This is a genomic window from Acidithiobacillus ferridurans (genome assembly GCF_003966655.1).
Classification (GTDB): domain Bacteria; phylum Pseudomonadota; class Gammaproteobacteria; order Acidithiobacillales; family Acidithiobacillaceae; genus Acidithiobacillus; species Acidithiobacillus ferridurans.
Genome location: NZ_AP018795.1, coordinates 1,087,543 through 1,112,721 on the forward strand (window position 1 = coordinate 1,087,543; position 25,179 = coordinate 1,112,721).

Sequence of the window (25,179 nt, forward strand, 5' to 3'; positions counted from 1 at the left end):
TAATGGATGCACACGGTCACAGCAAGGGTGAAAAATTGGCATAACCCATGAATCTCTTTCATCCGGCGCCAGCGCCTGGACATGCGCCGGCTCAGATCTTGATACGCACCGGCTGGGGATGGCCCTGCAAAACGAACTTTGGTGCCGCCTTTTCTTTCTTGCCACGGCGTGGCCGCTGTTTGTCCGCAAAAATATCCTGATAAGCCACATAAATGACCGGTGGCCCAAGCACCCAGACCACTAGTCCGAGCCAAAGCTGAGAGAATGCGGGCATCAGCACATTGCTGATCAGAATGGCGGCCCACAGGGCAATCAGGGGGTCGCGCAACTCCGGCCGGAAAATCAGGGTCAGCGTGGTTTCTACCTCTGATTCCAGCCAGCCATGCCCTTTATGCAGTGCAAGGGCGATACCAAAAAAGGCGGGAGAGAACCAGAAGTAGGGCATGAGCGCCAGATTGGAGAAGCGCTCGCCGAATGCGAACCACCAGCCCCAGAACCCCTGCCCCAAGCCAGACCCGTCATTCCAGGGCATCTGAATTCCGGCGAGGATGGCCCCCATCACTACCGTATCCTGGCCGAACTCGAAGATCATCCCGAATATCGCGAATACCATGCCCCATAAAACGGCCACATGGAGTGCGTGCCGGGTTTGCTGCGGGGTGTATTCCTCTCCCTCACTGCGGCCGGCGATGCGCAGACCGACCAGCAATCCAAGCGGTGCCAGCGCGTCCATAAGCCAACCCGGAAAGGGAATGGCGGCGAAGATCAGGGCCCCGGCGGCGAAGGCAAGCCATGGCTTGGGGCGCACCGCTACCAACTCGGCTCCACCTTCCACCCAGGTCATCATTCGATTCAACCAATTCCAAGCCAAAGCGCTGCTCCCGGACTAAGGACAAACGGCCTGCGCGCAATTCCTGTACCAGGCCGGTACAACAGGGATCAGTGTAGCCAAGAATGCGGGTCATGACAAAACACCTGCACCAGGATCTGTCCGGCACGTCTTGTAGCTGGGGGCCGGCGCGATTAGACTCTTTCAGCTCTCCCTATAAATCGAAGTGCATAATGCCAGTAGAGATACCCGTCGATTCCGTTGGACTGGTGACCCCGCAGACTGTGACCTTTTCGGCACCTCTGGAGCTGGAGTGCGGGCGCTGGCTGCCCGGCTACACCCTCGCCTACGAGACCTACGGCACACTCAATGCGCAGCGGAGCAACGCCATCCTGCTCTGCCATGCCCTTTCCGGCGACCACCACGCAGCGGGCTATCACAGCATGGACGATCGCAAACCCGGCTGGTGGGAACACTTGCTGGGACCGAGAAAGGCCATGGATACGGAGCGGTTTTTCTTTGTCTGCGCCAACTTCATCGGCTCCTGCAAGGGGTCCACCGGCCCAGCCAGTACCAACCCGGAAACCGGTGCACCCTGGGGATTGGATTTTCCCATGGTCACCGTGCGCGACTGGGTGAAAACCCAGGCCGAACTGGCAGACTATCTGGGCATTGAACAGTGGGCGGCGGTTGTGGGAGGCAGCCTTGGCGGCATGCAGGTGATGCAGTGGAGCATGGATTATCCGGAGCGCCTGCGGCATGCTGTGGTCATCGCCGCCGCACCCAAGCTCACCGCCCAGAACATCGCCTTCAACGAGGTTTGCCGGCAAGCCATCATGACGGATCCGGACTTTTATAACGGCCGTTATTATGCGCACAACACCAAACCGCGTCGCGGCCTGTCGCTGGCACGCATGATCGGCCATATCACCTATCTCTCCGACAACGCCATGCGTACCAAATTCGGCCGCGACACCCGGGGCGGCAAGGCTTTCTCCTTCGGCTTCGACGTGGATTTTGAAGTGGAGAGTTATCTGCGTTATCAGGGCTCCAGCTTTGTGGAGCGCTTTGATGCCAACAGCTACCTTTATATCACCAAGGCCTTGGACTATTTTGATCCGGCCAGCGCCTGGGGGGGCAATCTGGCCGAGGCCTTTGCCTCCACTCGGGCAAACTTTCTGGTGATTTCCTTCAGCTCGGACTGGCGCTTCTCTCCGGAACGCTCCCGCGAAATCGTGCAAGCCCTGTATACCTGTAACCGGGACGTCAGTTATGCGGAGATCGAGGCAGAGCATGGTCACGATTCTTTCCTGATGCCCATCCCCCAATACGTGGCAGTGCTGGGCACCTATCTGGGGCGGGTTGCTGAAGAGGTCGGCGCATGACCCTGCGTAAGGACCTGGCGATCATCGCCGACTGGATTGCCCCCCGGAGCCGTATCCTCGATCTGGGTTGCGGGGAAGGCGAACTGTTGGCTTACCTGCGCGCCGAAAAAGGGGTGCAGGGCTATGGCGTGGAAATCGAGGAGGCGAGGGTGGTGGCGGCCATACGCCGCGGCATACCGGTGATTCAGCAGGATCTCGATCAAGGTTTGCGTAATTTTGCCGATCAAAGCGTCGATACGGTAGTCCTTTCCCTGACCCTGCAAGCTACAACCTACCCGCGCGAACTGCTGCTGGAGATGCTGCGGGTGGGACGCGAGGTCATCGTCACTTTTCCCAACATGGGGCACTGGCACGCGCGCTGGCAACTGGGTATCCGTGGCCGCATGCCCATGACGGATGTTTTGCCCCATACGTGGTACGATACGCCGAATATCCATCTGTGTACGATCCGCGATTTCGAGTCGCTGTGCCATGATAACGGGATTGCCGTCCATCAGCGGGTCGTGCTGAACGATCTGCGTCGCGAGACCTGGCGCAACCGCCTGTTGCCCAATCTTTTCGGCGAGGTCGCCCTCTATCGTTGCGCCCTGAAGGTGCACTGACCCGCTGCAGGAGAACGCCATGCGACTAGAACTCATCAGCTTTCCCCTCTGCCCTTACGTGCAGCGCTCCGTCATCACCCTGCTCCACAAGCAGGTGGGCTTCACCCTCACCCACATTGATCTGGCGCATAAGCCGGAGTGGTTTCTGGCCCTGTCGCCCCTGGGCAAAGTCCCCTGCCTGAAGATCGATGAACACACCGTTCTTTTCGATTCGCAGGTCATCAATGAATATCTGGACGAAACCATCGCCCCCGCGCTGCATCCTGCCGACCCGCTGGAGCGGGCGCAGCACCGCGCCTGGATTGCCTTCGGCAGCGAAATACTGGGCGATCAGATGCAGATGATGGTCGCTCAGGGAGAAGAGCGTTTTACCGCCGCCAGTCGTCAGCTTTTTGATAAACTGGAGCGACTGGATAAAGCCATGGGAAACGGCGCATTCTTTGCTGGCGATGACTTCAGTCTGATAGACGCCGCATTGGCTCCCCTGTTCATGCGCATGGAAATCCTCCATACCCTGCGCCCATTGCCGCGCTGGGAATCCTTGGGCAAACTGCGACGTTTGACGGCGTTGCTCATGGAGCTGCCGGAAGTGGCGGGATCGGTAACTGCGGACTTCCCCGATCGTCTGCGCAACTATATTAGTGAGAGAGGCAGTCTGTTTTTGCGTACTGCCTGAACCAACGCCGCACCACAAATCCGATAAAGAACAGGGGAGTAGACCATATGAGCGCACATCACGAAAATGGGGAACAGAGTCAGGCACTGGTGCCGACCACCCACTTCGGCTACCAGGAGGTACCCGAGACGGAGAAGGAGCAACTCGTCAGGGGGGTTTTCAGCAACGTCGCCAGCAAATATGACCTGATGAACGATCTCATGTCCCTCGGGGTCCACCGTTTGTGGAAACGCTTTACCGTAGATCTCGCCCGGCCCCGGCCGGGGCAGCGGGTACTGGATCTGGCGGGTGGTACGGGCGATCTGGCGGCCGCCATTTATCCGCGGGTGCGGCCCAACGGCTCCATCGTGGTCTCGGACATCAATCCCGAGATGCTGGCGGTGGGGGAAAGTCGGCTGGCTGACAAAGGCATCATCGCGGGAGTGGAGTTTGTCGAGGCCAACGCCGAGGATCTGCCTTTCCCTGACCGCGAATTCGATCTGGTCACCCTGGCTTTCGGTATTCGCAATATGACCCACCCGGAAAGGGCGCTGAAAGAAATTCATCGGGTGCTGAAAACCGGTGGGCGGGTATTGATCCTCGAATTCTCCCATCCACGCTGGCCCGGTTTGCAGACCGTATATGATATGTACTCCTTCAAGTTATTGCCGCGAATTGGCGAACTGGTGGCCAAAGACCGTGAGAGCTACCAGTATCTGGTGGAATCCATCCGCCGCTTCCCCGATCAGGAAACCTTCAAAATAATGATGGAAGATGCCGGGTTGGAGCGGGTGGAGGTATTCAACCTCTCCGGCGGGATTGTCGCACTGCATCGCGGGTTCCGGATGGACTAATGAATGCTTTTCATCACCACGCCTAAAAATTCCCTCTTGAGCCCACCGACATGGCAGGGCATGATGGCGGCAATTTTCGCAGAGGAGTAATGCCCATGACATCGGTCCACAGTCTCGGTTTTCCCCGTATCGGCCACAAGCGCGAGCTGAAGAAGGCGCTGGAAAGCTTCTGGTCCAGGGAAATTGACGAGCAGGAGTTGCAGTCCCGCGCTGCCCAGTTACGTGACCGTCACTGGCGGATTCAACAGACCTGCGGCATGGATCTGGTACCCGTCGGTGATTTCAGCCTTTACGACCACATGCTCGACATGAGCTGCACCCTTGGTGCCATTCCGCCCCGTTACGGCTTCGCCGGCGGTCAGGTCGGTCTGGACACCTTCTTCGCCATGGCCCGCGGCTCCGCCACCCAGCCAGCCATGGAAATGACCAAGTGGTTCGATGCCAACTATCATTTCATCGTCCCCGAGTTCCACGAGGGGATGGATTTCCGCCTCAGCAGCGAGCGTCTGTTTGATCAGGTGAAAGAGGTGCAGTCCTTGGGTCTCAAGGCCAAACCCGTACTGGTCGGCCCCATCACCTATCTGTGGCTGGGCAAGGAAAAGGACCTGAAAGCAGAAGCACACCATGAAGCGCAACATCATCACGATGACAGCGCCTGTCATGGCCATGGCGCCCCGATCGGGACCGCTTGTTTTGACCGGTTGACCCTGCTGTCCAAGGTCCTGCCGGTTTATGCCGAGATACTCGCGCGTCTGGCGGAAATGGGTGTCGAATGGGTACAGATCGACGAACCTGCCCTCGCCCTCGATCTCCCCCAGGAATGGGTCAAGGCGCTGGAATCCGCATACCAGGCACTGCACAGTCACAAGACGCCCAAGGTGCTGCTGGCGACCTATTTTGACTCCGTCGCCGACCATGCCAAAGCACTGAAGGCGCTGCCGGTGGCCGGCGTACACTTGGATCTGCGCCGTGCGCCGCAGCAATTGAACAGTTTCCTCAGCGACTATCCCGCCGACAAGGTACTCTCCCTTGGCGTCGTCGATGGCCGTAACGTCTGGCGCGCCGATCTGGACGCTGCTCTGGAACTGCTGCAACCCGCTCACAAACAACTCGGTGATCGCCTCTGGGTGGCACCGTCCTGCAGCCTGCTGCACACTCCGGTAGACTTGGAGCAGGAGACCGAGCTGGACGCCGAACTCAAGTCCTGGCTGTCCTTCTCGGTACAGAAACTGGACGAAGTCGCCATCATCGGACGCGCGCTGAATGAAGGCGTCGAGTCGGTGGCACAGGAACTGGCCGCCGCCCGCGCAGCCGCCGCCTCACGCAAAAGCTCGCCACGCATTCACAACCCGGCGGTCGCCCAGCGTCTGGAGGGACTGGGTCAGGATGATGGTCGGCGCAAGAGCCCTTTCCCCACCCGCGAAGCCGCGCAGCGCGCCCGTTTCAAACTGCCTGCCTTCCCCACCACCAGCATCGGCAGCTTCCCGCAGACTCCCGAGATCCGTAAAGCCCGCCTGCAGAATCGCAAGGGTGAGTTGAGCAACGCTGATTACCAGAAAGCCATGGAAGCAGAAATCGCCCTGGTGGTGAAGGAACAGGAACGTCTGGGCATCGACGTACCCGTCCACGGTGAGCCGGAACGCAATGACATGGTGGAATACTTTGGTGAGCAGCTCGCCGGTTTCGCCTTTACCCGTCATGGCTGGGTACAGAGCTATGGTTCACGCTACGTCAAACCGCCGCTGATTTTCGGCGACGTCTCCCGTCCCACTCCGATGACGGTAGCCTGGAGCAAGTACGCCCAGTCTCTCACCCAGCGGCCCATGAAGGGCATGCTCACGGGTCCGGTGACCATTCTGCAATGGTCTTTCGTCCGCGATGACCAACCCCGGGAACGTACTGCACTACAGATCGCCCTGGCCATCCGTGATGAGGTCAAGGACCTGATCGACGCAGGCATCGGCATCATCCAGATCGACGAACCGGCCTACCGTGAGGGTTTGCCCCTCAAGCGCAAGGATTGGGGTCACTACCTCGAGTGGGCCTCCCGCGCCTTCCGGATTTCGGCGCAGGTCGCCCCCGATGATGTCCAGATTCACACACACATGTGTTACTCGGAGTTCAACGACATTCTGCCCGCCATTGCGGCCATGGATGCCGATGTCATCACCATCGAGACTTCCCGCTCGCAGATGGAGCTGCTGGACGCCTTCGCAACCTTCAACTACCCCAACGAAATCGGACCGGGCGTCTACGACATCCACTCCCCGCGCGTCCCCAGCGTCGAAGAGATGGTGGGTCTGATGGAGAAGGCAGTTAAAGTGGTTCCCGCCGAACGTCTCTGGATCAATCCCGACTGTGGTCTGAAAACCCGCAAGTGGGCGGAAGTCACCCCGGCACTGGAGAATATGGTCGAAGCAGCCCGTCAGGTTCGCGCCCGGCACGGTTGACATCCACCTCTGGAGCCGTGAAGAAGCCCTCGTTGTTCCGAGGGCTTTTTTATAATCATTTCGGACCATCATTAACTAAGCATATGGTTATTGAACCTTGTTGTCGGCGTCATGGTCCAACTGGCGCTTTACGTCTGAATTTCAACCGATAACGAGGGAGTGACAGCCATGAAAAACGACGTGACCGATGCCATGATCAACGGCTTCAAGGCGTTCCACCGTACCTATTATGATGATCGCCCCGACCTTTTCGATTCCCTCGTGGATAATGGGCAAAGCCCGAAAGTCATGCTGGTGGGTTGCTCCGATGCCCGGGTCACCCCCACAGCCCTCTACGGCAGCGAGCCCGGGGACATTTTTGTAGTGCGCAATATCGCCAATCTCGTGCCGCCGGCGGAGCAGGATGGCCATCTCCACGGTACCAGTGCTGCAGTGGAATTCGCAGTCAGCCGCCTGGAAGTCGAACATATCATCATCAACGGCCACTCACACTGCGGCGGCATAAAAGCGCTGCTTCACGGTAGCGACGGCAAATATGTCGGCCCCTGGGTGGAGATTGCCAAAGACGCCCGGTCCGACGTGCTGCGGGAGTACGCCGATGCCAGCCCGGAAGAGCAGGCACGTGCACTGGAAAAAGCCAGCATTCTGATTTCTCTTGAAAACCTGCTGACCTTCGACAGTGTGCGCCGCCGCGTGGTGCGGGGTGAGTTGCAGTTGCATGGCTGGTACTTCGACATGGAAGAAGGCACTCTCCTCAGCTATCGTGCGGAGAAACATCAGTTCGAGCCGTTGGCCTGAGGACACGATATGGAAAACAGCGCCAATCTTTCGCCATTCAAAAATCTGCGCACGGATGTGCCCGCTGCCGTGGTCGTCGCCCTGGTAGCGATGCCGCTCTGTCTCGGCGTAGCTCTGGCGTCAGGGACACCAATGATCGCCGGACTGATTGCGGGCGTTATGGGCGGCCTGCTGGTCCCCTTGTTCAGCCGTTCGCAACTGGCCGTCAGCGGTCCGACGCCCGCCATCGTCGCCACGGTGCTCCTGGCCATGCAGACTTTGCCGAGTTTCTCCGCCTTCCTGCTGGCGGTAGTCATTGCCGGGGGCATCCAGATCGTTCTGGGTGCCATCCGTGCCGGCGTCGTCGCATATTTTTTCCCCTCCGCGGTCATTCAGGGCATCCTTTCGGCGATCGGTATCATCATCATCCTCAAACAGTTTCCTTATGCCATCGGTTTTGACCTGGGCGAATTTGGCAATCAGGATTTCATCAGCGCCCATGGCGAGAATACCTTCACTGGTGTCATCGCTGCCCTCGCCCACCTGGAATGGGGCGCACTGCTGGTCAGCGTACTCGCCCTTTCGGTTCTCATCACTTGGGACAAGGTGGCGGTACTGCGTAAACAGACCTGGCTGTCGGGACCACTCATGGCGGTGATCTTGGGCACCCTGCTCAACACATTGTTCCTCTACGCCGTTCCAGGTCTGGCCGTCAGCGGCCATAACCTGGTCAATCTGCCGATCATCCGCTCCGTTGCGGATCTGCAGGGCATGCTGCAAATGCCGGACTGGGGGATGATCGGATCGAAAGCCGTCTGGGTGACCGCCATCGCCCTCACCTTTATCACCAGTCTGGAGAGCCTGTTATCCGTCGAGGCAACGGACAAACTGGATGTATTCAAACGACGTACGCCCCTTGATCGCGAATTACTCGGACAAGGTGTGGCCAATATTGCCAGCGGTCTGATCGGCGGGCTTCCTGTGGCGGCGGTTATCGTGCGCAGTACGGCCAACGTGGCTGCCGGGGCCCGCACCAAGGCAAGTGCCTTTCTGCATGGCTTGTTCCTGCTACTCGCCGTGCTGTTTCTGGCGACGTTGTTGAACCAGATTCCGCTGGCTGCCTTGGCATCCATTCTGATTTTCGTCGGCTTCAAGCTGGCCCACCCAAACATTTTCCAAAAAATGTTCAAGCTGGATAAATCCCAGTATTTACCCTTCCTCATCACCATCGTTGCCATTTTATTCACCAGCCTGATTACCGGCGTGATCATCGGCCTGCTGGCCGGGGTGTTCTTTGTCCTCAAGGCCAATTACCATAGTGCCATAGAGATTGGCCGGGAGGGCCCCGCTTATAAAATTGCCTTGAACCGGGAGGTGACATTTGTCAACAAGGCGCGACTTTCCCACATCCTGGAACGACTGCCAAAGGGCGCAGAGGTCATACTGGATGGTGAACATGTGGGTTTCATTGATCACGATGTCCTCGAAGTGATCAGGGATTTTGAACGCTCTGCGCCCTTGCGTGAAATCCGCCTACGGGAACAGGGCTTTGATGCGCCGGTGCTGAAGGTCCCCGTATAATGATCACAGTCGACCCTGCGACAGCAATTCCGCATTGCCTCCAGCTGCCGTGGTATTGATGCTCACCGCCTGTTCCGCCACCATCCGCAACAAATAATGTGGACCACCGGCTTTCGGGCCGGTTCCACTTAACCCTTCTCCACCAAATGGTTGCACACCAACCACTGCACCAATCATGTTGCGGTTCACGTACACATTACCGCAGCGGGACCGCGCAGCAATATGTGCCGCCCGGTCATCAATCCGGGTCTGGACACCCAAAGTCAGTCCGAATCCCAAAGCGTTGATAGCATCAATCAGCGCGTCGATTTGTCCGGCTTTCCAGGTGACCACCTGCAGCACCGGACCAAATATTTCCTCGCGAACCTGACTGACATGGCTAATGGCGTAAGCACAGGGGGCCACAAAATGCAGATCCCGCTGCTGATCATCCTGCATCGTCAGCGCTACAGAAATATCCGTAGCGTGGGCATTTTCCAGCAAGGATGCGGGCCAGGCACAACGGGCCAGCAATCTTCCTCCGCCCTGCTCAATACGGGCCATTTGGGCAAGGATATTGGACTGCGCGTCGGCATCAATCACTGGTCCCACATCAGTGGCATATTCTACCGTAGGGCCAATCACCAGCTCGTGCATGGCGCCTTTCAGCATGGTCAGAATTTCTTCCGCGCATTCTTCCTGCACACATAGCAAACGCAGTGCAGAACATCTTTGTCCGGCGGAACGAAATGCCGAGGCAATCACCGCATCCACCACCTGCTCGGCCAGAGCGGTGGAGTCCACAATCATGGCATTGATGCCTCCGGTTTCGGCAATCAAGGGCACAATGGGGCCCTCTTTGACGGCCAGGGCCTGATGAATGTGGCGAGCAACACCCGTCGAACCGGTAAACACCACCCCGCTGGTCAGCGGATGCGCCACCAGAGCGGCACCCACGGTTTCGCCAGCACCCGGCATCAGCGCCAGCACATCGCGGGGAACACCTGCTTCCCACAGCAGTGCGACAAAAGCTTTGGCAATAGCCATGGTCTGTTCGGCGGGCTTGGCAGCCACACTATTGCCCGTAACCAGAGCCGCTACAACCTGTCCGGCAAAAATCGCCAAGGGGAAATTCCAGGGGCTGATACAAACGAACACACCACGCCCCCGCAAACTCAGGGAATTGGCCTCACCGGTAGGACCGGGCAGGGCTTCCTTACGCATGAGCGTCTTGGCCTGAATGGCATAATAACGGCAAAAATCCACAGCTTCGCGCAGTTCGGCCACAGCATCTGCCAAAGTTTTGTGCGCTTCGCGCATCACCAGAGCAATCATTGAATCCCGTCGGGTTTCCAGCAGCTCTGCCGCCTGGGTCAAAATCTCGGCGCGTCGCTCCACGGGCACCGCATCCCAGCGTGTTTGCCCGGCATGCAGCGTGCGCATCAACGGATCCACCTCTTCCACCTGTATTTCTTCGGGGGTCTGTACCCGCAGCGCCAGGGCAGCTTCCAGAACCGGGCCGCGTTCCACAATATAAGTCATATCCATTCCTTGACTGTTCAGTCGCAATTCACCATGCAAACGGCCGTAAATCTCTATCGGTTTGGGCAGTGCCACTTCTTCAGCCCGCCAGAGCGGGCTGACCAGCAAATCTTCGGCTGCCACATGCTGATTGGCCAGCTGATGAATAAAAGACGTGTTGGCCCCATTTTCGAGAAGGCGGCGCACCAGGTAGGCGAGCAGATCCCGATGACGGCCTACCGGGGCATATATCCGCAAGTGCTGAATGCGGGCGTGGCGTAAAACTTCCCGGTAAATCCCTTCTCCCATACCATGCAGGCGCTGCATCTCAAAACGGGCATCGGGTTGCTGATCCGCCAATTGCAAAACCGCGGCAATGGTCGCTGCGTTGTGGGTGGCAAATTGCGGATAGACCAGAGCCTGTGGACCATTCGCCTCTTCAAGGAGACGCGCTGCAGCGGCCAGATAACTGATATCGGTATGATGTTTATGGGTGAACACCGGATAACCGGACAAACCCATTTCCTGGGCTCTCTTGATTTCCATATCCCAGTAAGCACCCTTGACCAGACGCAACATCAAACGGCTCTGGTTGCGACGCGTCCGGGCCAGAACTTCATCAATGGCAGCATCCGCCCGGCTCTGATACGCCTGCACGGCAATACCCATCCCGTCCCAGCCTGCACAAGTCGCATGCCCGGCAATATGCTGTTGCAAGGCATCCAGCAAATCGAGCTGCAACTCAAGGCGATCACTTTCTTCTGCATCCAGCGTCAGATTCAGGCGTCCCTGGGCGGCCAACTCGGCCAGTTGCTGCAGCTTGGGGAAAAGTTCTCTCCAAAGACGGGCGCGCTGGGCTTCTTCGAAGCGCGGGTGTAATGCTGACAGTTTGATGGAGATACCATCGCGTTCCCGAGGACCTCCATTACCGGTTTGCGTGGCGAGTGCTCTCAATGCGGATTCATAAGAAGCCGCGTAGCGGGTCGCATCGGCACTATTGCGGGCACCCTCTCCGAGCATATCGTAGGAATAACATAGTGCGGGCTGTTTTTTCCGGGCCTCTGCGGAGCGCCGGCGCGCCTCGCCAAGATCCTGTCCGAGTACAAACTGCCGACCTAGCAGCGCAATGGCACGCACCACAGCCGTCACTACGGTATTCATACCAAGTCTTTGCACCAGACTGCGCGTTTCTTTTTCGGCGAGCAGACGGCGAGATAAAATCAGCACGCGACCGGAAATCTGGGTGATCCAGGACTGTTTTTCTTCACCGGCAAAGCGCGCTCTGCCCAACTGGTCCGCCGCCAGCAGCGCTGCGGTGCCGGTATCGGGCACCCGCAGCAGGGCCTCGGCCAGACGCATCAAGGCCAAGCCTTCGGCACTGGTGATGGGGTATTCCCGCAACAGCGATTCCAACGCCCAGAACGGGGCTGGCTGCTTGCGTACCGCCTCCACCCAGGGCCGCGCCTGATCAATGACATTCAGCCAGTTCAGCTTGCCGTTGAGCGCCGACAGCAACGCCTCAACCTGCTGATTTTCATCCCGGTACGGGGGCGGCAGTGTCACATTGTTCCGAATAAAATCCGGGGAATCAGCAGGTTCACCGGGTAAAACTGATTGTAAACGGGTTTGAGACATTCCGATAAGGCTCCTTGCAGCAGGTAATCGGGTTCATGATCAGCCTGTGCCTACCTCCTTTTTTTCACCTGCGGGTTTTATGCGCCTTGTGGTACTACCAGGGCCGTGGACGCCAGAAACTGCCGGCAGCGTTCCAAGCCTTCCGCTGCGCCTTCGGTGACGGTTACTCGTGGCACTCAGGAATAGCCTTTTCGTCATCAGTATCCCAGGAGCTCAACCAGGCGCGCACTTCCTGGCCGGTCAGGTGTCGGCCGGTTTCCTTGTAGGCCGTCCATGAGGCCAAGGCTTCCTGCTTGAAGCGCTCGCGAGATTCCTCGCGCTCGACGTAACGCTTTCCTATCTCCGAGTCCATCCAGGCCGGCGCACTGAAATTATCTTACCGTATCGCATAAGTCCTTATTTTACGAAGCACCGCGCTCTAAGTCATGTAAATTTTCAGTCCGCCGACGGTAACAGCGGCATACCGAGTTCTTTGAGGAAAGCGTTGTGTTTCGCCGTCGCGATCTGGATCGCCCGCTCGATGTCCACCAGGCGCGCATGGGTCGCCGCGAGGTCGATTTCCTCCTCGGCCACCGCCGTGCTGATGTAGCGGGAGATATTCAGGTTAAAGTCGTTCTTCTCGATCTCCGCCATGTCCACGCGGCGGGCGTAGCGCAGTTCTTCCTTGCGGAACTGGTAGGTATCGACAATCCGCTTGATATGTTCCTTGCTCAATTGGTTCTGGCGCTTGCCTTTCACGAAATGCTCGGCGGCGTTGATGAACAGCACGTCGTCGGGCTTCTTGCACTTTTTCAGCACGAGGACGCAAACCGGAATACCGGTGGAATAGAACAGGTTCGCTGGCAAGTCGATGACGGTGTCGATGTGGCCGTCTTTCAGCAGCTTGGTGCGGATGCGTTCCTCCGCCCCTCCCCGGAATAGCACCCCGTGGGGCAGGATGATCGCCATCACGCCTTCGTCTTTCAGGAAATGAAAGCCGTGCAGCAAAAAGGCGAAGTCGGCAGCGGATTTCGGCGCGAGGCCGTGGCTTTTGAAACGCACGTCGTCGGCCAGCGCGTCGGTGGGCTCCCAGCGGTAGCTGAAGGGCGGATTGGCGACGATGGCGTCGAAGCTCGGCTTCTTCGCCGGGTTCTGCTCGCGCAGCATGTCCCACTCGTTGAGCAGGGTGTCGCCGTGGAAGATCTCGAACTCCGTGTCTTTCACCCCGTGCAGCAGCATGTTCATGCGCGCGAGGTTGTAGGTGGTGATGTTCTTTTCCTGGCCGTAGATTTTGCCGATGGTGCCGCCCGCCTTGGCCACCCTCTTGCGCACGTTCAGCAGCAGCGAGCCGGAGCCGCAGGCGAAGTCCATCACGCTCTCCAGCCGTTTTTTGGTGCCGGTTTTCGGTTCCTGACTGTCCAGCGTGACGATGGCGGAGAGGATGTCGGAAATCTGCTGCGGCGTATAGAACTCGCCCGCCTTCTTGCCCGACCCAGCGGCAAACTGGCCGATCAGGTATTCATAGGCATCGCCCAGCGCGTCGATGTTCGTGGAAAACTCCGCCAGCCCTTCGGCGATTTTCTGGATGATGGTGCAGAGCTTGGCGTTGCGGTCGGTGTAGGTCTTGCCCAGCTTGGGCGAACTCAGGTCGATCTCGGAGAACAGGCCCTGAAAGGTGCTCTCGAAGGATTCCGTCTCGATGTATTTGAAGCCCGCCTGCAGCGTGTTGAGCAGCTCCGCGTTTTGCGTGCGGGCCAGGTTGGCGATGCTGTTCCAGAGGTGCTGTGGCTCAATAACGTAATGCACCTTGCGGCGCATCTGCTTCTCGAAGGCCGGAATGTCGTCCGCGTTGTTGGCGTACCAGAGCGCCAGCGGCACCTTGCGCGTGTCTTTGCCCACATCGGGGTAATCCTTGCCCAGTTCCTTCTTCGCCGCCGTCTCGTAGTTGTCGGAGAGGTAGCGCAGAAAGAGAAAAGACAGCATGTAGTCGCGGAAGTCGTCCGCATCCATCGCCCCGCGCAGTTGGTCGGCGATGCTCCAGAGGGTATTGCCCAGTTGTTTTTGGTTGGTTTCGGTCATGGTTTGAGCGTTTTCTCGGTGTTTGCCTGTTGGGCGGCCCGCCGCAACGCCCCCAGGGATGCGCGCAGGTCGGGGTCTTTGGCATTGGAAATGTCTTTGGTGCTCATCGGTTTTCTCCCCATTGCAAGAGGGTCGGCTCTTCGCCGACATTGTCATATTCTGCCCAGGTATCCACAGCGGCCTTGTAGGCTTGATCGAGGTTGCGCCGTCCGGCAGAAAAACGGCGGCGGATCACCGCCTCGTCAATGTGGTGCCCGCCTTGGCGCACCCGATAGCCCACGGCCAGAATGGCGTCGAGGTTGTAGAGCTTGGTGAGGTAGTTTTTGCCGTCGGCCGCAGTTACCGAGGATTCCTCGGTAACTGGTTTCTCCTCTAGTTCGCCATCCGTAAAAATGTTCTTGAGGTGCAACCCCACGTTGTCCGTGCTCACGTCAAAGAGCTTTGCCGCTGCCGGTGGTGTGCCAGATGTAGCCGTTGCCGTTATCTTCGTCGATGCACTGGATCATGTGCTGCACGGCATAGACTTGGTAGGGCCGCATCATCATGAGCTTTTGCTCACCGGCGAGCAGCACCATGTAGCGGCTGATGGTCTGGCCAAGCTCGCACTTTTTCAGGAAGCGTTCGGCGAAGGCGTCGAGCTGGGTGATCTTGCGGTTGTCCTCGTCCGCGAATTCATAGACGGGCAGAAAGCGCTCGTCGGCATTGAAAGCGAAGTGGCGGGCGTTGTTGTTGGCGAAGTAGTAGGTCCGGTCGCCGTTGCTGACGATGAACAACTGCATGAAACAGAGCAGCGTCTTGGTGTAGCCGTTGCCGGGGTCGTGCTTGTATTCGACGATCTGCTCCATGGCCCGGCGCGGATGGACACCCAGGGTCTTCAGCTCGATCTGCACGCAGGGCACGCCGTTGATGAGCAGGATGACGTCGTAGCGGTGGTGGCTGTAGTCGGTATTGATGCGCAGCTGGTGGATGACCTCGAAGGTGTTCTTGCACCAGTCCTTGAGGTTGACCAATGTGTAGTTGAGCGGCGTGCCGTCGTCGCGGGTGAAGGCATTGATGCTGCGTAGGGTCCTGGCGGCGGTAAAGACATCCGGGGTGACGATTTCTTCCAGCAGGCGGGCGAACTCGGCATCGGTGAGACGGACGCGGTTGAGCGCCTCGAATTTCTCGCGGAAGTTTTGCTCCAGCGCGGCGCGGTCATGAATATCGTCGCGATAGTCGTATTTGAGGTTTTGCAGGGTGCCGATGAAGCCGTATTCGATGGTGTCCTCGCGGACGGCGGAATGCGGGCGATCAGCGGGCCGACTGTAGGTGCCTGGAGCGTTGATTTGTTTCCGGGTGCGGTCTTCCGGTTTCATGCGTTCTCCAGCGACATGTTTTGGTGCATTCTACGCTGTTGGGCTTATAGGACAAAATTTTACCGCTTTCCGTTAAGTGGTGAGTCGCTTGCGTGACGGGATGCTGGCATTGCCAGCTCGCCCCGTCTGTGCCAAGGTCTATTCCTCCAACAGTTCCGAGTGCTTCCATGCATATCTGGGTCGATGCCGACGCCTGCCCCAATGTCATCAAGGAAATTCTGTTTCGCGCCAGTACGCGTCTGAAACTGCCCCTGACTCTGGTCGCCAATCAGCCCCTGCGCGTGCCCCACACTGCTCATATTCGCAGTGTGGTAGTGCCGGGAGGCTTTGATGTGGCCGACGATGAAATCGTGCGCTGCATTGAAGCGGGCGATCTGGTCATCACCGCCGATATTCCCCTAGCCGCTGCTGTGCTGAAAAAAAATGGCCATGCCCTCAGCCCGCGCGGCGAGCGGTATTCCCCCGAAACCATCCGCGAGCGCCTGCGGATACGGGATATGATGGAGCAACTTCGAGATTCCGGCGTCCGTACCGGCGGTCCCGCCACCCTGAGTCAAGCCGACCGGCAGGCCTTTGCCAACGCTCTGGATTTCCTCTTGCGTTAATAGACTGATAACGCTATCCTTGCGAACTTTTCCGGGCAGTCCCGGCGAAACCCTTGTTGGAGGTCTGTGATGTACGCGGTCATTGAAAATGGTGGCAAGCAGTATCGGGTGACAGTGGGCGACAAGCTCCGGCTCGAAAAGATGGAAGTAGAGCCGGGAGCCGAACTTGCACTGGACCGTGTGCTCATGGTCGGCGTTGGTGAGGACGTCCAGGTAGGACGACCTCTGGTGGAAGGTGCCGCAGTGAAAGCCACCGTACTCAGCCAGGGCCGCGCGAAAAAGGTACATATTTTCAAGATGCGTCGGCGCAAGCACTACCGTAAGCAGCAGGGCCATCGTCAGTACTTTACCGAAGTCCGCATTACCGGCATTGAAGCCTAAGGAGCACAATCATGGCACACAAGAAGGCTGGCGGTTCCTCCCGTAACGGTCGCGATTCCGAGTCCAAGCGTCTGGGCGTCAAGCGCTACGCCGGACAGGAGGTCATCAGCGGCAACATCATCATTCGTCAGCGTGGCACCCAGTTTTATCCGGGCGCCAACGTCGGTATCGGCAAAGACCATACCCTCTTTGCCACCGCCGAAGGTGTCGTGAAGTTCGAGCGCAAAGGTCCGCGCCAGGTACGCACCGTCAGCGTCGTTTCGGCAGGCTGATCAGGCTACCGCCCGGAGGGACCCCGCCCCGTTTTTGCGGGAGCGGGGTTTTTCTATGAAATTTATTGATGAAGTACGCATTCATGTGGCGTCCGGCAACGGTGGCCACGGCGCGGTGAGCTTTCGCCGCGAGAAATTTATTCCTTTTGGCGGCCCCGATGGCGGCGATGGCGGGCGCGGCGGCAGTGTTTATCTGGTGGCCCAGGCCAGCCTCAACACGCTCATCGATTTCCGTTACCAGCGCCGCTATCGCGCCGAAAATGGTCACGGCGGCGCCGGGCGCCAAATGACGGGCCGCGCCGGTCACGACCTGGAGATCAAAGTCCCGGTCGGCACCCTGGTGTATGACGACGACACCCATGAATTGCTTGGTGACCTGCGTTTCGAAGGCGAACGGCTGTTGGTCGCCCGGAGCGGCCGGGGGGGGCACGGTAATCTGTCCTATAAATCGAGTACCAATCGCGCCCCTCGTCAGTTTGAGAAAGGCGGCGCGGGTGAGGAACGGGATCTGCGCCTGGAGTTGCGCCTGCTTGCCGACGTCGGCCTGCTGGGACTGCCCAATGCCGGCAAAAGCACCCTGATCCGTGCCGTCAGTGCTGCCCGCCCCAAAGTGGCGGACTACCCCTTCACCACCTTGTATCCCAATCTCGGCGTCGTGCGCGTCGCAGCGCACGAGTCCTTTGTGCTTGCCGATATTCCCGGCCTCATTCCGGGCGCCTCTGAAGGTGCAGGACTAGGCACCCGCTTTCTCAAGCACCTGAGTCGCACCCGCCTACTCCTGCATCTGGTAGACATGGCCCCCGTCGACGGGAGCGATCCGGCGATGAATATCCGCGCACTGGAAATGGAGCTGGCCGCCTACAGCCCAACCCTGGCCGCGCGTCCCCGCTGGTTGGTGGTCAACAAGTCAGACCTCCTTCCGGGCGAAGAAGCCGAGGCGAGGTTTCAACAGATCTGCAAGGCTCTGCAATGGGAAAGGCCGGCCTTTCTGATCTCGGCCGCCAGCGGCGCCGGCTGTGAGGCTTTGGTGTATGCCATCTGGCAGGCCCTTCCCGACCTTCCTCCGGCCGCTGACCCTACGCAGACAGAGGACTGGGGTGACGAAAGCGATGGCGACGAGCACCTTGAAGACTGGGAGGGCGACGATCTCGATGCCGACTGGGAGGAGGGGCAGGTGTGAGCCGCAACCTCAAAACCGCGCAACGCTGGGTCATAAAAATCGGCAGCAGCCTGCTCACCAATAACGGTCAGGGCCTTGATCTCGCCGCCATCGAGGCATGGGTTACGCAAATACTGGTGTTGCGGCGGCAGGGTATTGAACTGGTGCTGGTTTCTTCGGGCGCGGTAGCTGCCGGCATGGAGCGCCTCGGCTGGTCGACTCGCCCTACATCACTCCACAAACTCCAGGCGGCTGCCAGCGTTGGCCAGGCTGCTCTCATTCAGGCTTATGAAGATTTTCTGCGCCGGGGCAACGTGCATGGCAGCCAGGTCCTGCTGACCCATGAAGATTTGCAGGATCGTCAGCGTTACCTCAACGCCCGCGCCACCCTGCGCATCTTGCTGGAAATGGGTGTAATCCCCATTATCAATGAGAATGACGCCATTGCCAGCGCCGAAATCCGCTTTGGCGACAATGACACCCTGGCGGCCATGGTCGCCAATCTACTGGAAGCTGACCTGCTGGTGATACTCACCGATCAGGCCGGGCTTTATGACCGGGACCCGCGCCACGACCCCCATGCCAGCCTGCTTTCGGAAGTGCGGGCCGGAGACCCGGAACTACTACGGATGGCTGGTGGTGCCGGGACAATGCTGGGGAGCGGAGGCATGATCACCAAGGTGCGGGCGGCCAGCCGTGCCGCCCAGTCGGGCGCCGCCACCGTTATCGCCCCAGGCAGCGCCGACAACATCCTGTTGCGAATCTGGTCCGGGGAAGATGTGGGGACGTATTTTCGTCCGGGCGTTGCCAAACTGGCTGCGCGCAAGCGCTGGCTGGCAGGGCAGCTGCGCCCGTCCGGGACACTCCATCTGGACGCGGGCGCCGTGCGGGTACTCCGGGAAAAGGGCAGCAGTCTGCTTCCAGTCGGTATTACCGCCAGCGAGGGCGACTTCCAGCGCGGCGACTTGGTGCGCTGTGTGGACCCGGAAGGTCATGAAGTCGCGCGCGGTCTGGTGAACTTCGCGCAGCATGAAGTCCTGTTGCGGCTAGGTAAGGGCAGCAAGGCACTCTGCGCGTTGTTCGGCGATGTGGACGAGTTCGAGATCATCCACCGTGACAACCTGGTGCTCAGCAGCGACCAGGGCTAATTCGTACCGGCTCCCGGGGCATCGTCGTCCCTTAGTGAACAAATCCCCACGTCCTGCATGCCAAGACAGGTACCATAGAGATAGAGGCTGTGGTCGCTGATAAAAAAGCCCTGGTTCGCAGCGAGCTCCCGCTGCCGGGCCTCCAGCATCTCATCGAAAAACTCCAGCACCTTACCACAGGCGGTACACACCATATGATCGTGGTGGCCGGTTTCATTGAGCTCAAAGACCGCCTTATCGCCCTCGAAGTGGTGCCTTCGCACCAATCCGGCCATTTCAAACTGTGTAAGCACTCGATAGACCGTCGCCAGGCCCACTTCTTCACCGGTCTCCAGCAACAGCCGGTAAATTTCCTCGGCCGTAAGATGCCGTGCGTCGCTGTCCTCAAAAATGCGGAGTATCTTCAGCCGCGGCAAGGTCGCCTTGAGACCGGCGCGTTTCAATTCATCGCTGTTCATTCGTTCGTCGATCATTCGCTCGTAGCAATAGCCATGCGTAATGGTTTAGGATAGTTGCACCTGACGCCCAAGACAAGGACCATGAGAAGCTTCCGCCTGATTATTCTGCTTACTTTCTGTGCCCTACCGCTCGGCGCCTGCAGCATTTACCGCGTCAGTGTGCAACAGGGCAATGTCATCACCGCCAAGGAGCTGGCTGAACTACACCCGGGAATGGATGAGCTGCAGGTGCGCGCCATCCTTGGCTCGCCACTCCTGCAGGACCCGTGGCATCCCCATCAGTGGGTGTATGCCTACAGCTTCAAACCGGCCTATGGCAATACGGAGGTCCGCAAGGTGCTGGTGCTTTTTGACAAGGACGACAAGCTGACCGGCGTGCAGGGAGACGTACGGAGCACCACGCCGACGACAGCGGCCACTGCGTCTTAGGGATGGCCGGAGTGCGGGGCGTCCCCAGGTTCTTGTGCCCCCAACGCGCGCGGCTGGCCATATACGGCCCGCGCACGTTGAGCGAAGCGTTGCACCATGGTTTCCGCCGCCTGCTTGAATATGGGTTCTAGAAACGCACCCAACAACCGGGACGCGAACTCAAAACGCATATCCAGGGTTACTTTGGTACCCCTGGCGTCCGGTTCCAGTTGCCAGAGCCCTTCCAGAAAGCGGAAGGGACCATTGACCAGCCGCACCTCCGCCATCTTGGGCCGCTGATAACGATTTTTGGTGGTGAAGGATTTGCCAAAAGCGCCGTGGGAGATGGTGATCTCGGCAACCACTTCATCCTCCTTCGACTGGATGATCCGGGTTCGCCCACACCAGGGTAAAAATTGCGGATAGGCGCGGATATCCTCTATCAGGGCAAAAATCTGCGCCGCGCTGTAAGGCAGCACGGCGGTCTTACAAATATGATGCATGAAATCCTCTCAATATCGGCGCTGCCCCAGCGCGCGCGCCTGCACCCAACGATCTATCTGTACCAAAAACCATTCCACGACCCGCCGCCAGCGGGGCCGTTTGCGCCAGGGCTCCGGGTCGATGTTCCGCGCCTGGGCGAATTCACGTAAAAACAGGGTATGCAGCAACAGCGCCGCGAGGGGAGCGCGCAGCTCCAGGTTCAGTTCATGATTGAACCACAGGCTCAGAAAATCGAGATTCGCGGAGCCGATGGATGCCCAGGAATCATCCACCAGCAGATATTTCGCATGCAGAAAGGCACCCTCATATTCGTATATATGCACTCCTCTGCGCATCAGCTTTTGATAGTACGCCTGAATCCCAAATCGCAAAAGCGGGTGATCGGTGATTCTGCCGGCGAGCAGAAGCCTGACGTCGACACCCCGTTGAACGGCATGATATACCGCCCGCAGGACGATAGGATCGGGATTGAAATAGGGGGTAGCGATCCAGATACTGCGATGCGCCGCACGGATGGCGGCGAGCAGACGGCGACGCACCGCCAGATTTTTCGGCGGCGCCCCCTCTACGAAACGGCCAAAACCCCACCACAAGGTATCGGAGGGGAAAGATGCCGCCATGCCCGGCGACGGAAGCGACTCGGGGCGATGACGAAAAAAAATCTGGCGACCTTGTTCCGCCAAGTGACCACGACAGGCAAAGAGCGTCTCACGATAGGGCACGGTACCGGGAACGCCGGTGAGCCAGTCATCCGCAATCGCGAAACCACCGACCGCAACCCACTTACCATCCACCACGACGATGCGCCGGTGGCTGCGTCGCAGCCTTTTTTCCAGCCCTTTGGTTTGCAGGTGATGGTACCAGTGTAACCGGGCACCAGCGGCGCGCAACTCAGCCGCCCAGGCGCCCGGAAAGCCGCGGCTGCCCACAGCGTCCAGGGTGATATAGACCTCTACCCCAGCCGCCGCCTTGTCGCAGAGGATACGCACGACACGCCGGGGCCAGTCGCCTCCGGCAAAAATATAGTTCTCAAAGAGAATCTCGTTGTGCGCGTCGCGCAGGCACTGCTCCAGCCATTCGGCGATAGCAGGCATCTCGCTCAGCAGCACGGCTGCGGGAATGGGCTCCCAGCGTCTTTGGCGATGCGCCGCGAAATGGTCGGGCAACAGCTTCGGCACGTCTTCAGGCTCCGCTATGGTGCATGCTGGTTACCTTCCACAGGAACAACGACAAAGTCAATGCCACCTTTCTGCGCGCTGGCCTTTTCCCGTACAATACGCGACTGACCGGCACGGGAGGTGCAGGATGAGCAGCACAATCGCCCTCAATCGCGAGGCGAAACATGATTACTTCATTGAAGAGCGCTTTGAGGCCGGCATGGTCTTGGAGGGCTGGGAGGTGAAGTCCCTGCGTGCCAATCGGCTCACTCTCAAAGACAGTTATATCATCGTCAAAAATGCGGAACTCTGGTTGCTGGGCGCGCACATCAGTCCACTGCTTACCGCCAGCACTCATATAAACCCTGACCCGACACGTACCCGCAAGCTGCTGATGCACAGGGAACAGATCAATCGCATGATCGGTAGTGTCGAGCGCAAGGGCTTTACGATCGTGCCCCTGGCCATGTACTGGAAGCAGGGCCGTGCCAAAGTGGAAATCGCACTGGTGAAGGGCAAACAGGAGCACGACAAACGTGCCACGGTCAAAGACCGGGAGTGGCAGCGGGACAGGGCGCGCATCATGAAGGGCGGAGCGCGGGATGTCTGAACGGCGTCAGGGGACTTTTCTCTTTCAGGCGCTGATTCTGTTCCTTTTTGCCTTCTGGCTGTTGGCCTTTCATACCGGAAATTCCAGCCTCTGGGACATCGATGAGCCCAATAATGCCCAGGCGCTGAAAGAAATGATGGTGCATCACAACCTGGTGGTCCCCACCTTCAACGCCGCGCTGCGTCCCGACAAGCCCATCCTCAATTACTGGTTGATGTGGGCCGGGGTACACGTGCTGGGAATGAACAGTTGGGGCCTGCGTATCGGCTCGGTGGCGATGGGGGCGCTGCTGGTATTCTATCTGGCGCTGGCTTTGCGTCGCCCCTATGGGGAGCAGACTGCGCTGCTGGCCGGACTACTGGCTGCCACAGCCCTCCATAGCCAGATCATCTTCCGGGCCGCAGTACCGGATCCTCTGTTGATTCTCTTTGTCACTATCACACTGGTTTCCTACCTGCGGGGTTATCTTTACCCGGAAAAAGCGAAGCGTGACTATCTGATCGCCTACGCAGCGATGGGGTTGGCGACCCTGGCCAAAGGCCCCATAGGCTTCCTCCTGCCTGGCCTTGTCATTGTGGTTTTCCTGCTGCTGCGCCGGGAACTGCCGGATCTTTGGCGCCGCGGCCGCCTGGCGTGGGGTATCCCACTGTTTTTGGTCGTCACCCTACCCTGGTATCTGGCGGTGGGTATAGAGACCCATTGGGCCTGGGATCGCCTGTTCATTGACCAGCAGAACATCGATCGCTACGCCGCCGCCATGCAGGGTCATTCGGGTCCGATTTACTATTATCTCTTCACCATAGCGCTGGCGCTGCTGCCCTGGACGATTTTTCTGCCGCAAACCATTGCGGAAATCTGGCAGAGACGGGCAACGCTGCTGCAACAGGCACCCGCTGATACCTTCATGCTGGTCTGGGCCGTTATCTGGGTCGCTTTTTTCAGCCTCGGCGCCACCAAGCTCCCCAATTACGTCTGGGAAGCCTACCCCCCGCTCTTCGTCCTTATCGCGGCGCGCCTTTACCGGGCGTTGAACGGGACGGAGCCCCTCGGTCGTCGCGGTGTCGTCCTGTCCCTCGTGGCATTATTGCTGGTGGGTGTCATCCTGGCGGCCCTGGGGGCCTGGCTGGTACCGGAAAAAATTCCGCCCCTGGGCAGCATGGCCTATCTGGGCCTGCCCTATATCGCCGCGGCAATGCTCGGTCTGCTCTTCGCCTGGCGAGGCCTGCTGCTGCCGATCATCAGCAGTCTCGGAGCAGGCGCGGTAGCCCTCACGGCCTGCCTGGTATTGCTGGCCATGCCCGCCCTGAATGTCTTGAAACCCTCGGTGACCATGGGTCGCATGATCCGCGCGAGTGTCGGCGCACGACCCTACGCCATCGCGACCTGGCAGTGGTTTGAGCCCAGTTTTCTTTTTTATGCCGGGCGTGGCGCCATGCGCGTGCATCAGTTGAAAAACCCGCAGGCGATCCGGCGCGTCGTTGCCGATGGCCACGGCACCGCCTATCTCGCCCTGCCGACCCGCGATATACCGGCCCTGCGGACAGGCTTACCCGGAGCGTTGCATGTACAGGAACTCTACTCGGGTTATGAACTCTATAGTCGGCAGCATATCGCCCTGTTACGCATCGAGTCCCCCATATCTCAGGAGAAAAACGGATCATGACGATTGTTCACGCAATTCAGACCCTGGCTCGTTCGCTGGCGATTGGCGGGGTCATCCTGACCACGGGCGTCGGCATCGCCCAGGGGGCGACAGCGGCCGCCGATCATGATCTCGACTACTGGCAAGCCCTGAGCCACACCCACTACATCGAAGAAGGCAGCAAGGGGCCCATCCTCTATGATTTTCTGGATCCCAACTGTCCCTATTGCCATCAGACTTATGTCTGGCTGCAAAATCCCGTTGATGGTGGACAATTGCGCGTGCGCTTCGTCATCGTCGGTTTCCTGTCGCCTAGCAGCAAGGGCAAGGCTGCGGCCATTCTCGCGGCACCCGAACCTCTGGCCGCCCTCCGGCGGACGGAAAAAGGTTTTGCCATGACCCAAAACGGTCCGGAAGGCGGCATCAAGCCTGCCGACGCCGCAGTAATCGCCAATGTGCAGAAGCAACTTCAATTCAACCAGTCCCGTCTCGATGGCAAAGAATCTGAACTTTTTGGGATGGAAGGTGCCGCGGTGCCTTTTCTGGTCTACCAGCGGGGCAAAAAAATCCATTACCTTTTAGGCCCGCCCGACAACGCACAATGGAAAGACCTGCTCGACGCTTCATGAGCCCAGCGAGGCTGTCCGGCCTGATTGCGGTGCTGGTGGCGGGCGCGGCGGCCGGTGCCTTTGTCCTGGTCCTCTGGCTGCAATTCGCACGAGGCTACGAACCGTGCAGTCTCTGTGTGTATCAGCGCCTGGCCAATATCGCCGTGCTGCTCATCGTCGTGATGGGATTTTTCTGGACGAGGGTGGCACGGCGCGGATTGTGGATGCTGGCCAGTGCCTATGCCCTGGCGGGCGCAGGGCTTGCCGGCTGGCAATGGCATCTCAGCGCGATCGCAAGCCACGCACCCGAGGCATGCGCAGCGGTGAGTATCTTCCGGAGTGGGCGCAGTTTCGGGCCTTGGGGCAAAGAGGCAGCCTCGGTCTTCTCGGGACAGGGCTCCTGTGCCGCCGCCGGAGCCCGCACCCTGGCTGGATGGCCCGTTACGCACTGGAGTCTGGTCTTTTTCCTCACCTGCGCCGTACTGCTGTGGCTTGCCCAATGGCTTTGCGGACGGCAGGACAGGCGTTAGGCCTCGACCACAGAAA

26 protein-coding genes are annotated in these 25,179 nt (G+C 59.1%); 17 read left to right on the forward strand and 9 right to left on the reverse strand.

The annotated features are described in order from the left end of the window. Positions 1-91 precede the first annotated feature (91 nt). Positions 92-871 carry a hypothetical protein gene (locus AFERRID_RS05555; protein ID WP_225981909.1) on the reverse strand — a complete coding sequence of 260 codons (780 nt, stop codon included), beginning with the start codon at positions 869-871 and terminating at the stop codon, positions 92-94. A gap of 191 nt (positions 872-1,062) precedes the next feature. On the opposite strand from AFERRID_RS05555, the gene metX reads away from it, so the two are divergent. From metX to AFERRID_RS05590, 7 genes are all read left to right on the forward strand, one after another. Next, positions 1,063-2,214 (forward strand): homoserine O-succinyltransferase MetX, encoded by a 1,152-nt coding sequence (gene metX, locus AFERRID_RS05560; RefSeq protein ID WP_113527384.1) that lies wholly within the window; start codon positions 1,063-1,065, stop codon positions 2,212-2,214. Then, entirely contained in the window at positions 2,211-2,816 is a 606-nt protein-coding gene (gene metW, locus AFERRID_RS05565; protein WP_113527383.1) for a methionine biosynthesis protein MetW, read from the forward strand. Before metX ends, metW begins: the two co-directional genes overlap by 4 nt. A gap of 19 nt (positions 2,817-2,835) precedes the next feature. Continuing rightward, a complete protein-coding gene (locus AFERRID_RS05570; protein WP_126604541.1) occupies positions 2,836-3,492 on the forward strand; it encodes a glutathione S-transferase family protein in 657 nt (218 codons plus the stop codon). Positions 3,493-3,539: 47 nt separating this feature from the next. Continuing rightward, positions 3,540-4,325 carry a bifunctional demethylmenaquinone methyltransferase/2-methoxy-6-polyprenyl-1,4-benzoquinol methylase UbiE gene (ubiE, locus tag AFERRID_RS05575; RefSeq protein WP_126604542.1) on the forward strand — a complete coding sequence of 262 codons (786 nt, stop codon included), beginning with the start codon at positions 3,540-3,542 and terminating at the stop codon, positions 4,323-4,325. A gap of 95 nt (positions 4,326-4,420) precedes the next feature. Next, complete coding sequence (metE, locus tag AFERRID_RS05580; RefSeq protein ID WP_126604543.1) at positions 4,421-6,775, forward strand: 5-methyltetrahydropteroyltriglutamate--homocysteine S-methyltransferase; 2,355 nt, start codon at positions 4,421-4,423, stop codon at positions 6,773-6,775. A 168-nt stretch (positions 6,776-6,943) separates the two neighbouring features. Further along, positions 6,944-7,573 (forward strand): carbonic anhydrase, encoded by a 630-nt coding sequence (locus AFERRID_RS05585; RefSeq protein WP_113527379.1) that lies wholly within the window; start codon positions 6,944-6,946, stop codon positions 7,571-7,573. Between the two features lie 9 nt (positions 7,574-7,582). Then, a complete protein-coding gene (locus AFERRID_RS05590) occupies positions 7,583-9,133 on the forward strand; it encodes a SulP family inorganic anion transporter (RefSeq protein WP_113527378.1) in 1,551 nt (516 codons plus the stop codon). Between the two features lie 3 nt (positions 9,134-9,136). On the opposite strand, the gene AFERRID_RS05595 is transcribed toward AFERRID_RS05590, so the two are convergent. From AFERRID_RS05595 to AFERRID_RS05620, 5 genes are all read right to left on the reverse strand, one after another. Beyond that, complete coding sequence (locus tag AFERRID_RS05595) at positions 9,137-12,196, reverse strand: L-glutamate gamma-semialdehyde dehydrogenase (protein ID WP_172959339.1); 3,060 nt, start codon at positions 12,194-12,196, stop codon at positions 9,137-9,139. A gap of 235 nt (positions 12,197-12,431) precedes the next feature. Then, entirely contained in the window at positions 12,432-12,620 is a 189-nt protein-coding gene (locus AFERRID_RS05605) for a hypothetical protein (protein WP_225981908.1), read from the reverse strand. Positions 12,621-12,703: 83 nt separating this feature from the next. After that, positions 12,704-14,326, reverse strand: coding sequence for a type I restriction-modification system subunit M (locus AFERRID_RS05610; protein ID WP_126604544.1), 1,623 nt, complete (start codon positions 14,324-14,326; stop codon positions 12,704-12,706). A gap of 103 nt (positions 14,327-14,429) precedes the next feature. After that, positions 14,430-14,756: a hypothetical protein gene (locus AFERRID_RS15280; RefSeq protein ID WP_197722482.1), complete on the reverse strand. Its 327-nt coding sequence runs from the start codon at positions 14,754-14,756 to the stop codon at positions 14,430-14,432. A gap of 1 nt (position 14,757) precedes the next feature. Continuing rightward, entirely contained in the window at positions 14,758-15,681 is a 924-nt protein-coding gene (locus AFERRID_RS05620; RefSeq protein WP_225981907.1) for a type I restriction endonuclease, read from the reverse strand. 167 nt (positions 15,682-15,848) lie between these two features. Between AFERRID_RS05620 and AFERRID_RS05625 the strand changes: the two genes are divergently transcribed. From AFERRID_RS05625 to proB, 5 genes are all read left to right on the forward strand, one after another. Further along, complete coding sequence (locus tag AFERRID_RS05625; protein WP_113526348.1) at positions 15,849-16,286, forward strand: YaiI/YqxD family protein; 438 nt, start codon at positions 15,849-15,851, stop codon at positions 16,284-16,286. Between the two features lie 69 nt (positions 16,287-16,355). Beyond that, a complete protein-coding gene (gene rplU / locus AFERRID_RS05630) occupies positions 16,356-16,667 on the forward strand; it encodes a 50S ribosomal protein L21 (RefSeq protein ID WP_113526347.1) in 312 nt (103 codons plus the stop codon). A gap of 11 nt (positions 16,668-16,678) precedes the next feature. After that, the gene (gene rpmA, locus AFERRID_RS05635; RefSeq protein WP_113526346.1) at positions 16,679-16,939 is read left to right on the forward strand and encodes a 50S ribosomal protein L27; all 261 of its coding nucleotides are present in this window, start codon (positions 16,679-16,681) and stop codon (positions 16,937-16,939) included. A 55-nt stretch (positions 16,940-16,994) separates the two neighbouring features. After that, positions 16,995-18,119, forward strand: a complete 1,125-nt coding sequence (gene cgtA, locus AFERRID_RS05640) for an Obg family GTPase CgtA (protein ID WP_126604545.1) — start codon at positions 16,995-16,997, stop codon at positions 18,117-18,119. Then, positions 18,116-19,246, forward strand: a complete 1,131-nt coding sequence (proB, locus tag AFERRID_RS05645; protein WP_126604546.1) for a glutamate 5-kinase — start codon at positions 18,116-18,118, stop codon at positions 19,244-19,246. The genes cgtA and proB overlap by 4 nt, the downstream gene beginning before the upstream one ends. Here the strand turns inward: proB and fur are convergent. Next, the gene (gene fur / locus AFERRID_RS05650) at positions 19,243-19,719 is read right to left on the reverse strand and encodes a ferric iron uptake transcriptional regulator (RefSeq protein ID WP_113526343.1); all 477 of its coding nucleotides are present in this window, start codon (positions 19,717-19,719) and stop codon (positions 19,243-19,245) included. The two genes, proB and fur, sit on opposite strands and share 4 nt — an antisense overlap. A 66-nt stretch (positions 19,720-19,785) precedes the next feature. Here fur and AFERRID_RS05655 point away from each other — a divergent pair, with 66 nt between their 5' ends. Beyond that, complete coding sequence (locus AFERRID_RS05655) at positions 19,786-20,133, forward strand: outer membrane protein assembly factor BamE (RefSeq protein ID WP_113526342.1); 348 nt, start codon at positions 19,786-19,788, stop codon at positions 20,131-20,133. Here the strand turns inward: AFERRID_RS05655 and AFERRID_RS05660 are convergent. Beyond that, positions 20,130-20,615: a type II toxin-antitoxin system RatA family toxin gene (locus AFERRID_RS05660; protein WP_113526341.1), complete on the reverse strand. Its 486-nt coding sequence runs from the start codon at positions 20,613-20,615 to the stop codon at positions 20,130-20,132. The two genes, AFERRID_RS05655 and AFERRID_RS05660, sit on opposite strands and share 4 nt — an antisense overlap. A gap of 9 nt (positions 20,616-20,624) precedes the next feature. Continuing rightward, entirely contained in the window at positions 20,625-21,794 is a 1,170-nt protein-coding gene (locus tag AFERRID_RS05665; RefSeq protein WP_113526340.1) for a phospholipase D-like domain-containing protein, read from the reverse strand. Between the two features lie 127 nt (positions 21,795-21,921). On the opposite strand from AFERRID_RS05665, the gene smpB reads away from it, so the two are divergent. Genes smpB through AFERRID_RS05685 form a run of 4 tightly spaced genes read left to right on the forward strand, consistent with a single transcriptional unit; the run spans position 21,922 to position 25,163 of the window. Continuing rightward, entirely contained in the window at positions 21,922-22,383 is a 462-nt protein-coding gene (gene smpB, locus AFERRID_RS05670; protein ID WP_126604547.1) for an SsrA-binding protein SmpB, read from the forward strand. Continuing rightward, the gene (locus AFERRID_RS05675) at positions 22,376-24,046 is read left to right on the forward strand and encodes an ArnT family glycosyltransferase (protein ID WP_126604548.1); all 1,671 of its coding nucleotides are present in this window, start codon (positions 22,376-22,378) and stop codon (positions 24,044-24,046) included. Before smpB ends, AFERRID_RS05675 begins: the two co-directional genes overlap by 8 nt. Beyond that, a complete protein-coding gene (locus AFERRID_RS05680) occupies positions 24,043-24,654 on the forward strand; it encodes a thioredoxin fold domain-containing protein (RefSeq protein WP_113526337.1) in 612 nt (203 codons plus the stop codon). Before AFERRID_RS05675 ends, AFERRID_RS05680 begins: the two co-directional genes overlap by 4 nt. Continuing rightward, positions 24,651-25,163 (forward strand): disulfide bond formation protein B, encoded by a 513-nt coding sequence (locus tag AFERRID_RS05685; RefSeq protein ID WP_225981906.1) that lies wholly within the window; start codon positions 24,651-24,653, stop codon positions 25,161-25,163. The genes AFERRID_RS05680 and AFERRID_RS05685 overlap by 4 nt, the downstream gene beginning before the upstream one ends. Positions 25,164-25,179: the final 16 nt, after the last annotated feature.

Bases quoted from the DNA above. Each gene is read 5' to 3' on its own strand.
- smpB (WP_126604547.1), top strand. From the start codon at position 21,922: ATGAGCAGCACAATCGCCCTCAATCGCGAGGCGAAACATGATTACTTC.
- AFERRID_RS05620 (WP_225981907.1), bottom strand. From the start codon at position 15,681: ATGAAACCGGAAGACCGCACCCGGAAACAAATCAACGCTCCAGGCACC.
- metW (WP_113527383.1), top strand. From the start codon at position 2,211: ATGACCCTGCGTAAGGACCTGGCGATCATCGCCGACTGGATTGCCCCC.
- AFERRID_RS05675 (WP_126604548.1), top strand. From the start codon at position 22,376: ATGTCTGAACGGCGTCAGGGGACTTTTCTCTTTCAGGCGCTGATTCTG.
- AFERRID_RS05590 (WP_113527378.1), top strand. From the start codon at position 7,583: ATGGAAAACAGCGCCAATCTTTCGCCATTCAAAAATCTGCGCACGGAT.
- AFERRID_RS05585 (WP_113527379.1), top strand. From the start codon at position 6,944: ATGAAAAACGACGTGACCGATGCCATGATCAACGGCTTCAAGGCGTTC.
- metE (WP_126604543.1), top strand. From the start codon at position 4,421: ATGACATCGGTCCACAGTCTCGGTTTTCCCCGTATCGGCCACAAGCGC.
- metX (WP_113527384.1), top strand. From the start codon at position 1,063: ATGCCAGTAGAGATACCCGTCGATTCCGTTGGACTGGTGACCCCGCAG.
- AFERRID_RS05655 (WP_113526342.1), top strand. From the start codon at position 19,786: ATGAGAAGCTTCCGCCTGATTATTCTGCTTACTTTCTGTGCCCTACCG.
- rpmA (WP_113526346.1), top strand. From the start codon at position 16,679: ATGGCACACAAGAAGGCTGGCGGTTCCTCCCGTAACGGTCGCGATTCC.
- AFERRID_RS05685 (WP_225981906.1), top strand. From the start codon at position 24,651: ATGAGCCCAGCGAGGCTGTCCGGCCTGATTGCGGTGCTGGTGGCGGGC.
- AFERRID_RS05660 (WP_113526341.1), bottom strand. From the start codon at position 20,615: ATGCATCATATTTGTAAGACCGCCGTGCTGCCTTACAGCGCGGCGCAG.
- AFERRID_RS05605 (WP_225981908.1), bottom strand. From the start codon at position 12,620: ATGGACTCGGAGATAGGAAAGCGTTACGTCGAGCGCGAGGAATCTCGC.
- rplU (WP_113526347.1), top strand. From the start codon at position 16,356: ATGTACGCGGTCATTGAAAATGGTGGCAAGCAGTATCGGGTGACAGTG.
- ubiE (WP_126604542.1), top strand. From the start codon at position 3,540: ATGAGCGCACATCACGAAAATGGGGAACAGAGTCAGGCACTGGTGCCG.
- cgtA (WP_126604545.1), top strand. From the start codon at position 16,995: ATGAAATTTATTGATGAAGTACGCATTCATGTGGCGTCCGGCAACGGT.
- AFERRID_RS05610 (WP_126604544.1), bottom strand. From the start codon at position 14,326: ATGACCGAAACCAACCAAAAACAACTGGGCAATACCCTCTGGAGCATC.
- AFERRID_RS05680 (WP_113526337.1), top strand. From the start codon at position 24,043: ATGACGATTGTTCACGCAATTCAGACCCTGGCTCGTTCGCTGGCGATT.
- AFERRID_RS05625 (WP_113526348.1), top strand. From the start codon at position 15,849: ATGCATATCTGGGTCGATGCCGACGCCTGCCCCAATGTCATCAAGGAA.
- fur (WP_113526343.1), bottom strand. From the start codon at position 19,719: ATGATCGACGAACGAATGAACAGCGATGAATTGAAACGCGCCGGTCTC.
- AFERRID_RS05570 (WP_126604541.1), top strand. From the start codon at position 2,836: ATGCGACTAGAACTCATCAGCTTTCCCCTCTGCCCTTACGTGCAGCGC.